17 protein-coding genes are annotated in these 11,436 nt (G+C 68.8%); 10 read left to right on the top strand and 7 right to left on the bottom strand.

The features are described 5' to 3' along the window. Nucleotides 1-11: 11 nt before the first annotated feature. From ON33_RS18950 to ON33_RS18940, 3 genes are all read left to right on the top strand, one after another. A complete protein-coding gene (locus ON33_RS18950) occupies nt 12-440 on the top strand; it encodes an acyl-CoA thioesterase (RefSeq protein WP_040860594.1) in 429 nt (142 codons plus the stop codon). A gap of 13 nt (nt 441-453) precedes the next feature. Next, nucleotides 454-1,128, top strand: coding sequence for a DUF8185 domain-containing protein (locus ON33_RS18945; protein WP_083869082.1), 675 nt, complete (start codon nt 454-456; stop codon nt 1,126-1,128). Between the two features lie 329 nt (nt 1,129-1,457). Next, nucleotides 1,458-2,186, top strand: coding sequence for a dienelactone hydrolase family protein (locus ON33_RS18940; RefSeq protein ID WP_040860241.1), 729 nt, complete (start codon nt 1,458-1,460; stop codon nt 2,184-2,186). Nucleotides 2,187-2,238: 52 nt separating this feature from the next. Here the strand turns inward: ON33_RS18940 and ON33_RS18935 are convergent, their stop codons facing one another. Both ON33_RS18935 and ON33_RS18930 read right to left on the bottom strand, forming a co-directional pair. After that, nucleotides 2,239-2,556 carry an AzlD domain-containing protein gene (locus tag ON33_RS18935; protein ID WP_040860240.1) on the bottom strand — a complete coding sequence of 106 codons (318 nt, stop codon included), beginning with the start codon at nt 2,554-2,556 and terminating at the stop codon, nt 2,239-2,241. Nucleotides 2,557-2,599: 43 nt separating this feature from the next. Further along, the gene (locus ON33_RS18930; RefSeq protein WP_444543759.1) at nt 2,600-3,358 is read right to left on the bottom strand and encodes an AzlC family ABC transporter permease; all 759 of its coding nucleotides are present in this window, start codon (nt 3,356-3,358) and stop codon (nt 2,600-2,602) included. Between the two features lie 105 nt (nt 3,359-3,463). On the opposite strand from ON33_RS18930, the gene ON33_RS18925 reads away from it, so the two are divergent. Next, complete coding sequence (locus tag ON33_RS18925; protein ID WP_040860239.1) at nt 3,464-4,057, top strand: helix-turn-helix domain-containing protein; 594 nt, start codon at nt 3,464-3,466, stop codon at nt 4,055-4,057. Between the two features lie 30 nt (nt 4,058-4,087). Here ON33_RS18925 and ON33_RS18920 read toward each other — a convergent pair whose 3' ends face one another. Then, nucleotides 4,088-4,450, bottom strand: coding sequence for a hypothetical protein (locus ON33_RS18920; RefSeq protein ID WP_040860238.1), 363 nt, complete (start codon nt 4,448-4,450; stop codon nt 4,088-4,090). 61 nt (nt 4,451-4,511) lie between these two features. On the opposite strand from ON33_RS18920, the gene ON33_RS18915 reads away from it, so the two are divergent. Beyond that, the gene (locus ON33_RS18915; RefSeq protein ID WP_040860237.1) at nt 4,512-4,967 is read left to right on the top strand and encodes a MarR family winged helix-turn-helix transcriptional regulator; all 456 of its coding nucleotides are present in this window, start codon (nt 4,512-4,514) and stop codon (nt 4,965-4,967) included. Nucleotides 4,968-4,971: 4 nt separating this feature from the next. On the opposite strand, the gene ON33_RS18910 is transcribed toward ON33_RS18915, so the two are convergent. Then, complete coding sequence (locus ON33_RS18910) at nt 4,972-5,703, bottom strand: HNH endonuclease (RefSeq protein WP_174391543.1); 732 nt, start codon at nt 5,701-5,703, stop codon at nt 4,972-4,974. A gap of 267 nt (nt 5,704-5,970) precedes the next feature. Between ON33_RS18910 and ON33_RS18905 the strand changes: the two genes are divergently transcribed. From ON33_RS18905 to ON33_RS18885, 5 genes are all read left to right on the top strand, one after another. Next, nucleotides 5,971-6,375, top strand: coding sequence for a globin (locus ON33_RS18905; RefSeq protein WP_040860236.1), 405 nt, complete (start codon nt 5,971-5,973; stop codon nt 6,373-6,375). A gap of 134 nt (nt 6,376-6,509) precedes the next feature. Beyond that, entirely contained in the window at nt 6,510-8,111 is a 1,602-nt protein-coding gene (locus ON33_RS18900; protein ID WP_245550582.1) for a glycoside hydrolase family 13 protein, read from the top strand. A 78-nt stretch (nt 8,112-8,189) separates the two neighbouring features. Further along, the gene (ctaJ, locus tag ON33_RS18895) at nt 8,190-8,468 is read left to right on the top strand and encodes an aa3-type cytochrome oxidase subunit CtaJ (protein WP_040860235.1); all 279 of its coding nucleotides are present in this window, start codon (nt 8,190-8,192) and stop codon (nt 8,466-8,468) included. After that, complete coding sequence (locus tag ON33_RS18890) at nt 8,455-8,928, top strand: DUF5130 domain-containing protein (RefSeq protein WP_040860234.1); 474 nt, start codon at nt 8,455-8,457, stop codon at nt 8,926-8,928. Before ctaJ ends, ON33_RS18890 begins: the two co-directional genes overlap by 14 nt. A 164-nt stretch (nt 8,929-9,092) precedes the next feature. Next, nucleotides 9,093-9,530, top strand: coding sequence for a helix-turn-helix domain-containing protein (locus tag ON33_RS18885; protein ID WP_083869079.1), 438 nt, complete (start codon nt 9,093-9,095; stop codon nt 9,528-9,530). A 66-nt stretch (nt 9,531-9,596) separates the two neighbouring features. Here the strand turns inward: ON33_RS18885 and ON33_RS18880 are convergent, their stop codons facing one another. From ON33_RS18880 to ON33_RS38340, 3 genes are all read right to left on the bottom strand, one after another. Then, nucleotides 9,597-10,187, bottom strand: coding sequence for a ClpP family protease (locus ON33_RS18880; RefSeq protein ID WP_040860233.1), 591 nt, complete (start codon nt 10,185-10,187; stop codon nt 9,597-9,599). After that, entirely contained in the window at nt 10,184-10,786 is a 603-nt protein-coding gene (locus tag ON33_RS18875; RefSeq protein ID WP_040860232.1) for a ClpP family protease, read from the bottom strand. Before ON33_RS18875 ends, ON33_RS18880 begins: the two co-directional genes overlap by 4 nt. A gap of 81 nt (nt 10,787-10,867) precedes the next feature. Beyond that, the gene (locus tag ON33_RS38340) at nt 10,868-11,257 is read right to left on the bottom strand and encodes a hemophore-related protein (RefSeq protein ID WP_051152448.1); all 390 of its coding nucleotides are present in this window, start codon (nt 11,255-11,257) and stop codon (nt 10,868-10,870) included. Nucleotides 11,258-11,436 lie beyond the last annotated feature (179 nt).

The raw sequence follows: 11,436 nt of genomic DNA, 5'->3' as shown, positions 1-11,436 counted from the left end.
GGGAGTCCCCGGTGCCGGCCGAGCCCAAGCGTTTCCACACCACGGTGGAGGTGCGCTGGTCGGATATGGACGCCTTCCAGCACATCAACCATGCCCGCATGGTCACCCTGCTGGAGGAGGCCCGCATCCCGTGGCTGTTCCTGGACGACCGACCGACCGTCGCGCTGCGGTCCGGTTGTGTGTTGGCAGACCTGCGGGTGCAGTACAAGGGCCAGCTTCGCCATGAGGATTCGCCGCTGGATGTGTCCATGTGGATCGACCGGCTGCGCGCGGTGGACTTCACCGTCGGCTACGAGGTGCGCGCCGCCGGCGCGGCCCCGGACTCCCCGCCGGCGGTGATCGCCTCCACCCAGTTGGCCGCCTTCGACATCGATACCCAGCGACTACGCCGTCTCACCGCCGGGGAACGCGACTACCTCGCGCAGTGGCTGGCGGACTGACCGAGAACGACCGTTGTCGGGACAGCTGACCCTGCACGTTCCGGATCCCGCGGAACGCGAGAACCTGGCCACCTTCATCTCGCACGCCACCCGCCTCGACCCGGCGGCCGTCATCCGGCTGCGCCGGCGCGGCGACCGCTACGTGTCCGCTTGGGCCACCACCGGATTCGAGGCGCTGGCGGTGCGGACCGTGGTGGCCGACCTCGGGATGGACGATGTGACCGTCGGCGCGGACGCCGTCCTCGCCGGGCTGCGCGGGCCCGGCGCAGCCACCGCCTTCGGCCTCGGCTACGCCATGGATTCCGCCTGGCGTGCGGCGCTGCCGCCGGAGGCGGGCTTCGTCCACGTGGAGGATGTGCCCGCCCGCATGCTCGTCGAACTGGCCGAGCGGGGAGCCGAATTGGCGCAGGAGCACGGTGGCCGGCACGGTCCGCCGGCGGCCCTGCTGGATCAGACGGTGCTCACCGTGTCGGGCGGCGGTGACCGGGTCGAGGTGCCGATGCGGGTGGTGTTCGCCCTCGCCGCCATGGATTTCATTCCGCACGGTGGCGAGAAGACCGACTCGCGCCGCATCTCGGTGGACGAGATCGTGCGGGTGCGCGCGGCCCGCACCTGGCTGCGCCTGGACGCCCGCTACGGTTCGGTGGCCCGCCGTCGCGGTCCCGCCCTGCCGTTGCTCGCGGGCTGACGCCGTCCGTTCGGCACCAGGGCTCTGCCGCTCGGTCGGCGCCGAACCCGCCCCCAGCGCATGGGGCACCGAATATCCTGGCTCGTAGCGTTTTTCGAGCCCGGATATCTTCGAGTCGGGCCGAACGCGATCACCGGGAGGGGCCATCATCATGACGATCCTGAGGTGCATTCTCGCGGGCGTGGCGCTGGGTATCGCCCTACTGGCTCCGGCCTTCGCGCCCGCCGTCGGTGGCTGAGGCGTCCTCCGGCCGTCGGCCATCGGAATTGCGATGGCCGACATAGCCACAATGATTGGTCGCCCCGCGTCGCCCCGATTACCTTGGCGGCATGAGCGATGCCGCGATCGTGACCGAGTGGATCGACCTGAAGGTCGGTAATGCCGTGATGAGCGCCTATGTGGCCCGTCCGGCGGAACCAGGTGGGTATCCCGGAGTCGTTGTGGGACACGAGATCTACGGCCAGCACGCGACCGCGCGGGCGGCCGTCGACCGGCTGGCGTCCCTGGGCGCCATCGCCGTCCTGCCGGACCTGTTCCATCGCGTCGCCCCGCGCGCCGAGCTGGAACTGCAGGTCGACCGGGAACGCGGCCTGGAGCTGCTGCGCACCGTGACCCGTCCCGGCGTGGTCGACGATGTCTCGGCGTGTCTCGACGAACTGCGCCACCGCGGCGCGGTCTCGCTGAACATGGTCGGCTTCAGCGCGGGCGGCCACGTCGCCTACTACGCCGCCACCCAGCTCCCGCTGGCCGCCACCGCCGCGTTCTACCCGGGCTGGCTCACCAATACCGATATCCCGCTGTCCACGCCGGAACCCACTGTCGAAGCCACCCCCGGTATCACGGGCCGGGTGGTGCTGTTCTTCGGTGGCGAGGATCCGCTGATCGACTCCGAGGCTCGCGACGAGCTGGAGGAGGCATTGACCGCCGGCAACGTCCAGCACGAGATCGTGGTCTACGACGACGCCCCGCACGGCTTCCTCTTCCCGGGCCGCGATTGGTACCGGCCCGAGGCCGCCGAGGATTCCTGGGCCCGACTCGCGGATCTGCTGCACGGCTAGCGAATTCGGTCAGTGCGGGGCGCGCCTCGGTACACCCCGGGAAGCCCGTTCGTCAGTGCACGCCGAACATGCGCAGCCCCGCCGTGACCACCGCCGCGGAGACAATCACCACGAGCAGCGGCGCACGCTTCCACGCCAGCCCCGCGGCGACCAGCACACCCGCGGGCAGCGCCCACCCGAATTGGCCGCTGCCGGTGGGCACCAGCGTGGTGACCGCCAGCGCGGTGAGCAACACGATCGACGCGATCTCCAGCAGCCGGATCGTGCGCTGCGAAATCTTGACCCGGCTCCGCAACAACGGCCCGGCGAATCGGAATGCGAAGGTGCCCATGGCCAACGCCATGGCGCCGAGCAACAGCGTCTTGGTCATCGGCCCGTACCTCGGGAATTCGATCGGCGCAGAGCGGTCCGCATCAGACGGAACCAGCTGTAGCGGTAGTGATTTCGATGCCTGCGGCGTGGCTCACGACGCACTCGGCAGTGTCGCCGATACCCGCGACCGGACCGCCGGTCGCCATGGTCGGGTCGGCATCCGGCTTCCCGGCCCGCCGGACGACCAGCAGGACCGCGGCGAGGGCGAGCAGCACCGGTAGCCCGGCGCCCAGGAACGGCGTGGTCGCCGCCGCGACCACCGCACCCGCCAGAGCGGCTGTGCGGGTAAGGGGTTCGCGCAGAGCGGGCAGCACCAGCGAGAACAGCACGGCCGGGAAAACGGCGTCCAGCCCGAACATATTGGGGTCGGGCACCACCGCGCCGAGGATCGCGCCGACGGCCGCGCCGAGCGGCCAGGCGGCCAGCACCGCGAGCCCGCACACCCAGTAGGCGGCTCGCCGCCGATCCCGGTCCGGCTGGGCCATGGCCATGGCCACCGACTCGTCGTTCATGACATGCGTGCCGAGCAGCCGCCGCCAGCCGGTGCCGACCACATCCGGGACGGACAGCCCGTAGGGCAGGTGCCGGACGTTCACCAGCAGCCCGGCCAGCACGGCCGTGACCAGTCCACCACCGGCGGTGAGGATGCCGATGAAGACGAATTCCGACCCACCGGCCACGACGGCCATGCTCAGGAGCACCGGTAGCCAGCCGGGCAATCCGGAGGTGACGGCGGTGGCGCCGTAGGACACCCCGATCACGGCGACCGCGAGGCAGATAGCCGCGATTCCTGTGTGCACACCCCGATCGAGTGTTCGCCATGCCGAACGCATGTTTTCTATAATGAACACATCGGGTTGGGTTCGTCAAAGGGCGCCCCGATATCCCGGTACTGTGAACCCATCATGACCCCGTCAGACAGCCCCGCGCCCCTTTCTCCGCAGGAGGCATCCGAGTCTCCGCAGGAGACCATCGCCGCCGCGCTGCGCCGGGAACGGGCCCGCTCCGGGCTCTCCCTGACCGAGGTCGCCCGCCGTGCGGGGATCGCCAAATCGACTCTGTCCCAACTGGAATCGGGATCGGGCAACCCCAGCATCGAAACCCTGTGGGCGCTCTGCATCGCCCTGGACATCCAGTTCTCCCGGCTGCTGGACCCGCCGAGTCCGCAGGTTCAGGTCATTCGCGCCGGCGAAGCGCCGGTCCTCGCCTCCGGTCGGTCCGAGTACCGCATCGCGCTGCTGGCCGCCTCCCCGCCCGCGGTCCGCCGTGATATCTACCGCCTGACCGCGGAGCCCGGTCATCCCCGTGAGTCCGATCCCCACACCCGGGGTGTCGTCGAACATGTCGTCCTGTGCGTGGGCCGCGCCAAGGTCGGTCCCGCCGACACTCCGGTCGAACTCGCGCCCGGCGACTACATCTGCTACCCCGGCGATATGCCCCACGTCTTCGAGGCGCTGGAGCCGGGCACCTGGGGAATACTCGTCAGCGAATACAGCTGATTCGCGAATCCGGCTGCGGCGCGGCAGCTCTCACTGCCCGGCGATCCACCGGGCGGACAGCAGGTGCACCGCCGCCAGTCCGACGCAGGTGACCGCCATCGGCCAATTGCGCCGTCCCGCACCGATACCCGCGTCCCCGAGCTGTGCCAGCCCGGCCACCACCAGGATCGGCGCCAGTGCGCCGCGGGCCCCGGCTGCGAGCAGGATCAGCAGCACGATGCTCAGCGGCACCGCCCGTGCCCCGTACGCGTAGGCGAAAAATGTTGTGCCAGCGGTGATCTGGCCACCGTCCGGCACTGCCATGGCGGGCCGCGCCATGCCGACCACGCTGGAGATTCCCGAGATCAGGGCGACCGCCGCGTTCGCGAGGGCGATTCCGGTGTAAGCGTCCATTTACTTCACTCCATAAATCATTCATAGTCTGAATGGTTTTGATGGAAGTATCATCTGACCCGTGAACGATGTCAAGGAGCCGACCGGACTCCCGAGAACCGTCGCTTTCCGGCTCGGCACGGTGGGTTCGGTGGTCGCCGACCGCTTCGCCGCGCGCATCGAAACCCTCGATCTGAAGCCCAAGCACGCCGGGCTGCTGACCGCGCTCAGCCACGGCGAGGCCGCGTCACAGCAGGAATTGGCGGGCCGGCTCGGTGTCGCCCCGAGCCTGGTGGTGGCGCTGGCCGATCATCTGGAACGCCTCGGCGCGATCGAGCGCGTGCGCGATCCCGGTGACCGGCGGCGACAGGTGCTGACGCTCACCGGGCAGGGCAACGCGCTGCTGGCGGCGTGTGAAAAGGCCGCGCGGGAACTCGACGAGGAACTCACCGCCGGGTTGACGGCCAAGGAGCGCACTGCTTTTCTGCACGTGCTCGGCGTACTGGCCGCCGACGCCGGTCTGCCGACCGGGGAGTGACCCGTCAGGCCGCGCCCTCGCCCAGGTACTGCAACCAGGTCGGGTCCAGCTCCGAGCTGGCCGACAGCAAACGCCAGTGCGGGCCCTTGGGGGCGACCATCGGATGGTGCAGCACCCAGCCGAGTTCGCTCAGGAGTTTATCGGCCTTGCGGTGATTGCAGGGTGCGCAGGAGGCGACGCAGTTCTCCCACGAGTGGGCGCCGCCGCGGCTGCGCGGAATGACGTGATCGATGGTTTCCGCCTTGCCGCCGCAGTAGGCGCAGCGGTAGCGGTCTCGATGCATGAGGGCGGCTCGGGTCATGGGTACCCGTGCCCGGTACGGGACGCGCACGTAGTTGCGTAGTCGGATGACCGAAGGGAGCGCCACCGCGGTGCCGGCGGAATGCACGACCGGACCCTCTGGGTTGTCGTGCACGGTGTCGGCCTTGTCGCAGATCAGCAGCACGATGGCGCGACGTGCGGACAGGGCGGTGAGCGGCTCGTACGTGGCGTTCAGCAGCAGCACACGGCGTTTGGCCCAGGCGGGAACGGGTGCTGCGGTGGGCGGATGATGCGAATGCTCGCGGTGGTCGCCCGGATGGGCGGGCTCGGGATGAGCGCCCGGGTGATGCTCGGAATGAGAATATTCGGACAGCAAGTGCAGCGGAGTAGCCCCCGACCCACGATTGTGGACGTCGGCGGGCTGGAGTTGTCGGTGGGTCCGCGCCTCGTGTCGGGCGCCGTGCCGCTGCTTCATGGGCCATACCCCGGTTTCGTATTCGTCCGATTGTGTGGTATCTCGGCAGACTGCCACCCAGTTGACCATGGAATCGCGCCCAATGCCATCTCTTTCGACACATTGTCAGACACATTCGGATGAACACGACGTGACAATCGCCCGGCCTCGGTTCGCGGGTGGTCGGCAACCACAATTTCGGCAGCTCAACCGCGGGTTCGAGACCCCGGGGCCGCGAACCCGCCCGGAGCGAAGCGGAGGGTGGATCGGACACGGCAGAATGGGGGCGTGACTTCCGGCGAGCAGACTGCAATCTCCTTCTACGAGGCCGTGGGCGGTGAGAAGACGTTCCATCGGCTGGTGGCGGCGTTCTACCGCGAGGTGGCGCAGGACGAGGTGTTGCGGCCGCTGTATCCGGAGCAGGATCTGGGTCCGGCGGAGCGCCGGTTGCGGATGTTCCTGGAGCAGTACTGGGGCGGGCCGCGGACCTACTCCGACGAGCGCGGGCATCCGCGCCTGCGGATGCGGCACGTGCCGTTCAAGGTCGGGCCGATCGAGCGGGACGCGTGGCTGCGCGCCATGCACATCGCGGTGGCGGAGATCGAGCCCGAGGTGCTCGACGACGCGCACCGGCGGCAACTGCTCGAGTACTTCGACATGGCCGCCAATTCGCTCATGAACTCGCCTTTTTGAGGTCGATCCGCAGGAATCGCAGTGTCCCGCAGTGCTTCCGCTGGCCCGCAGATGTGCGCTGATTATTTGCTGAAACTGGACAAGTCCGTTCGACGCGCCCGTGAATGTCACCGGGCTTTGGCACCATTGCGGCTGTGACAGACATTTCCGCCGTCGCCGGGGGCGGGGCCGGACCGGCCCCGTGGTGGCGATCGGCCGTGTTCTACCAGGTGTATCCGCGTTCCTTCGCCGATTCCGGCGGTGACGGCGTGGGCGATCTGGGTGGATTGCGTGACCGGCTGGGCTATCTCGAACTGCTCGGGGTGGACGCGCTGTGGATCTGCCCGGTGATGCGCTCGCCCATGGCCGACGGCGGCTACGACGTGTCCGACCCGCGCGACATCGACCCGCTGTTCGGCGGTCTCGAGGCGCTGGACGAGATCATCGCCGAGGCGCACGACCGGCAGATGCGGGTGACGATGGACCTGGTGCCCAATCACACCAGTGATCAGCATCCGTGGTTCCGGGCCGCGCTGGCGGCGGGGCCGGGGAGTGCGGAGCGGGCACGGTATTTCTTCCGGGACGGCCGCGGCCCGGACGGCGCTGTGCCGCCGAACAATTGGCCGAGCATCTTCGGTGGTCCGGCCTGGACCCGGGTGATCGAACCGGACGGTAGACCCGGGCAGTGGTACCTGCACATCTTCGCCGCCGAGCAACCCGACCTGAACTGGGAAAACCCCGATGTAGCAGCCGATTTCGAACAGACCCTGCGGTTCTGGCTGGATCGCGGCGTGGACGGCTTCCGGCTCGACGTGGCGCACGGCATGGCGAAACCGCCGGGCCTGCCCGATATGGCACGCGTCGACACCCGGATGCTCCACCTCGAGGACGACGATCCGCGCTTCAACAACCCCGGTGCGCACGATATCCACCGGCGGATCCGCAAGGTGATGGACGAATATCCGCACGCGGTCGCCATCGGCGAGGTGTGGGTCGACGACAACACCCGCTTCGGCGAATACGTCCGGTCCGACGAACTGCACCTGGCCTTCAACTTCCGGCTCGCCCAGACGCCGTTCCATCCGGATCGGATTCGCGCGGCCGTGGACAATTCGCTGCGCGCGGTGGCCGAGGTCGGCGCGACGCCCACCTGGACGCTGTCCAACCACGACATCGAGCGTGAGGTCACCCGCTATGGCGGCGGCTCGGTCGGACAGGCGCGGGCACGGGCCATGATCCTGCTGGAACTGGCGCTGCCGGGCAGCGTATTCGTCTACAACGGAGCCGAATTGGGGCTGGCCAACGTGGACGACCTGCCCGAGTCGGCGCTGCAGGACCCCACCTGGGAGCGCTCCGGGCACACCGAGCGCGGCCGGGACGGCTGCCGGGTGCCGCTGCCGTGGGAGGGGGAGGCGCCGCCGTTCGGGTTCACGACGGGTGTGCCGTGGCTGCCCATGCCGCCGGAGTGGGCGGCGCTTACCGTGGAGGCGCAGCTGGAGCGTCTGGATTCCATGCTGTCGCTGTATCGGATGGCGATCGAATTGCGAGCCGTCCGTCCGGAATTCGGCGGGTTCGAGCTGGAGTGGTACGCGAGTCCGCCCGGCTGCCTGGCCTTCCGGCGCGGGGGTGGTCTGCTGTGCGTGCTCAATGCCACCGACGCCCCGATCCCGCTGCCTGTGGGAGAGGTGCTGCTGGCGAGCGCGGCGATCGACGCGCGGTGGGAACTACCGGCGAACTCGACGGCCTGGCTGGTCTGAAAGACGGTTTGTTACGACACGGCCGCACTAACCCTTACCGGTCGTAGTAGTCACGGACGCATCGACTACCGTTGGGCCGTGAGCATTCTCCAGACAGTGCTGATCTACGTCGGCATCCCGGTCGCGATCTATCTGGTGATCGCCGGATTGTCGTTCCTCGGCAGCCCGTTGCCCGGCAAGAAGCCGGAACACTACGAACTCGGTGCGAAGTGGACCCAGCCTCCCGTGCTGTGGAGCGCGACCGACGAGGTGACCGGATCCGGACACCACGACACTGCTGATTCGCATGGTGACCATGCGGCTATCGAATCCGCCGACGCGGAGCTGATCGGAGGCCGGGCAAGTGGCAAGTTCTAATTGGCATTGGCCGGCGGTGAACGAGGCCGACCTGCCCCACGGGTACGCGGTCACCACCAGCGGACGCGTCTCCGGTGTGCACGAGGCCGGCGATGTCTTCAAGGAAGCGCCGTTCAGCGATCGTGAGCGGCTGCTCATGGACAATGCGCTCACCGACGCCACCCGCGCCACCAAGGTGCGCTTCAACATCTACATCGGTGACCTGGGCTCCGACTCCGCCGCCGGCGTGGACGCCCTGTTCCCCGCGACCCCCGAGGCCGCCCGTTCGGTGCTCATCGCGGTGGACCCGAACACCAAATCCGTCGAGGTGCGCTCCGGTCGCGATATCGCCGAACGCGCCAACGACCGCGTCTGCCAGCTCGGCGCCACCGCCGCCACCAGCTCCTTCCGTCAGGGCGAGCTGATCGACGGCCTGGTTTCCGCCGTGCGCGTGATGGCTGCCGCCATCGGGCGGGTCTAGCCGAATCCCGGCACTTCTCAGGGGCTTCGTCCCTGAAACCCGAGGGACGTTTGGGGGCTCGGCCCCCAAACCCCCGAGGGAAGAAATCCGCATCCCGAGGGCGGGCATTTCGCCCTGAGCAGATCGAGGCGCGGGGGCGGGGTGGGGGAATTTAGGCTCGGGAGATGTCCGAGCATCCGCGTTTGCAAGCAATTCCCGGTGGTCTCGACGACGGGGCCGCGGCGTCGCGGCGTGCGATCCGGCCGACGCCGGCGCGTGAACCGCTGTGGCGGGAGGCGCTGGGGGAGCGGTTGCGCTCGCTTCGGCTGGAACGGGGCGAGAAGCTGACGGAAACGGCTGGGCGGGCCGGTATTTCGCCGCAGTATCTGTCCGAGATCGAGCGGGGCCGCAAGGAACCGTCCAGCGAGATGATCGCGGCTCTGGCGGGTGCGCTGGGAACCAGTCTGGGTGAGCTCACACGACAGGTGGCCGAGGAACTCCTCCGCTTCCTCCCGGCTCCGGCCCGTCCCGCCATGGCACAGCCCGTCCTGGACCGCCCCGCCCCCGCGCCACACCCGTCGATCCCGCCCCTCGCGATGTCCCCGGTTCTCCTGGTCGCTTGATCCGGGCATGCGTTGGCGCACCGGCATTCTCGGTGTCCGGTGCGCCGGTGCATCGCTCGTCGGAGTTCAGGCGCGCGGGCCGAGGAGCTGATCGGCCAGGCCGTAGTCGATCGCGGTCCGGGCGGTGAACACACGGTCGCGGTCGGTGTCGCGACGCAGGGTTTCGGCGGACTGACCGGTGTGGGTGGCGAGGATGGCCTCGATCTGGGCACGCATGCGGACGATCTCGTCGGCTTGCAGGATGAGGTCGGGGATGGTGCCCTGACCGCGGATCGCGGGCTGGTGCAGCACGATTCGGGAGTGCGGGAGCACATTGCGGCGGCCCTTCGCGCCACCGGCCAGCAGCACGGCTCCCACCGCGATGGCCTGGCCGACGCAGGTGGTCACCACAGGGGATTGAATGTGCTGCATGGTGTCGTAGACCGCCAGCATGGCCGGCAGATCGCCGCCCTCGCAGTTGATGTAGAGGTTGATGTCCTGGCCCGGACTTTCCGCGTCCAGGTGGAGGAGCTGGGCGATCAGGGCGTTGGCGACGCCGGAGTCGATGGGCGTGCCGAGGTAGACGATGCGCTCGGTGAGCAGATGCGAGTAGACGTCCATGATCCGTTCGCCGCGCGGGTCGCGGGCGATCACATTGGGAATCGTGTAGCTGCTCATGCCGAGATCCCCAGCTTCTGGCGCTGCGGGACGACCTGGTGGAAGGAGTCCACGATGCCGTCGATGAACCCGTACTCGCGTGCCTGCGTCGCGGTGAACCAGCGGTCGTGCAGCGAGTCCTCGAAGATCTGGTCGTAGGGCTGCCCGGTGTCGGCGGCGATCAGGCCGAGCACGGTCTGCACGGTGTAGCGCAGGTCGTCGGCCTGCACCTCGACCTCGACGGCGCTGCCGCCGATGCCGGCCGAGCCCTGGTGCATGAGGATGCGGGCGTGCGGGAGGGCGTAGCGGTGCCCGGGCGTTCCGGCTGACAGCAGGAATTGCCCTGCGCTGCAGGCCAATCCGAGCGCGAGGGTGGACACCGGGCCCGGCACCAGTCGCATCACGTCGCGGATGGCGAGCATGGCGGGCACGGACCCGCCGGGGGAGTGGATCCACAGCGAGATCCCGGCCTCGGGGTCCTCGGCCGCCAGCGTGAGCAGCTGGGTCATGAGCAGGGTGCCGTTGTCGTCGTCGAGTGCCCCGTCCAGCACCAGCACGCGGCGGGCGAAGAGCTGTTCCCTGGTGTGCCAGTTGAACATCGGAGTCTTGTTCTCTGCCATGCCTTCACGGTGCCGCAGCGGCCCGTCGGAAGTCCGGCCGTGCTGCTGTGAGCGGATCGGCTCACAGCAGCGCGGGCCGGGCTAGTGGCGGTGGCAGGTGTCGGCGACCCGGTCGAACTTGGCGCGGACGGGTTCGCTGCCGGGGGCGTGGTCGTGGCGGATCTGCTCGATGCGGTCCTCGACGTCGGGGTACTGGGACACGATGCGGAAGAAGGACTCCGGCCGGGCCTCGGGCGGCAGCTGGTACATGATGGCGAGCCCGGACGTGAGTTCCGGGTGGCCGTCGATGAGCCGTGCGAGCACCGGATCCTGATCGTTCAGGGTGGCGTCGATCTGAGCCCAGCTACAGGTGGAACGGGTGAGCGAGTCATCGTCATCGGCAGCGGCCACTCCGGTGCCGGAAAGTACTGCGGCGGAGCAGATTCCGGTGACGGCGAGAGCGGCGGCGGCGTGACGGGTCCAGGATGTCATGGTGGATGGCCTCATTCGATCGGGATGGCTTGCGGCACCGATCATGTCGGACTGCGGGCGCCGCGCGCCCTTCCGTCCGGGCTTCTTCAGCGACTCTTCAGACGGCGGCCGCCGACAGCACGCAGCCCCTCCCGAACGGATTCGGGAGGGGCTGTGACTGCCGAAAGGCGTTGTCGCGC

It is taken from the genome of Nocardia niigatensis NBRC 100131 (assembly GCF_000308655.1).
Classification (GTDB): Bacteria; Actinomycetota; Actinomycetes; order Mycobacteriales; family Mycobacteriaceae; genus Nocardia; species Nocardia niigatensis.
The sequence above is the reverse complement of the archived record's forward strand: the minus strand, read 5'-3'. Positions and strand labels throughout refer to the sequence as shown.

Excerpts from the sequence above, each read along its gene's own strand:
- ON33_RS18925 (WP_040860239.1), top strand. The coding sequence starts at position 3,464 with ATGACCCCGTCAGACAGCCCCGCGCCCCTTTCTCCGCAGGAGGCATCC.
- ON33_RS18875 (WP_040860232.1), bottom strand. The coding sequence starts at position 10,786 with ATGGCAGAGAACAAGACTCCGATGTTCAACTGGCACACCAGGGAACAG.
- ON33_RS18935 (WP_040860240.1), bottom strand. The coding sequence starts at position 2,556 with ATGACCAAGACGCTGTTGCTCGGCGCCATGGCGTTGGCCATGGGCACC.
- ON33_RS18920 (WP_040860238.1), bottom strand. The coding sequence starts at position 4,450 with ATGGACGCTTACACCGGAATCGCCCTCGCGAACGCGGCGGTCGCCCTG.
- ON33_RS18910 (WP_174391543.1), bottom strand. The coding sequence starts at position 5,703 with ATGAAGCAGCGGCACGGCGCCCGACACGAGGCGCGGACCCACCGACAA.
- ON33_RS18880 (WP_040860233.1), bottom strand. The coding sequence starts at position 10,187 with ATGAGCAGCTACACGATTCCCAATGTGATCGCCCGCGACCCGCGCGGC.
- ON33_RS18940 (WP_040860241.1), top strand. The coding sequence starts at position 1,458 with ATGAGCGATGCCGCGATCGTGACCGAGTGGATCGACCTGAAGGTCGGT.
- ON33_RS38340 (WP_051152448.1), bottom strand. The coding sequence starts at position 11,257 with ATGACATCCTGGACCCGTCACGCCGCCGCCGCTCTCGCCGTCACCGGA.
- ON33_RS18885 (WP_083869079.1), top strand. The coding sequence starts at position 9,093 with ATGTCCGAGCATCCGCGTTTGCAAGCAATTCCCGGTGGTCTCGACGAC.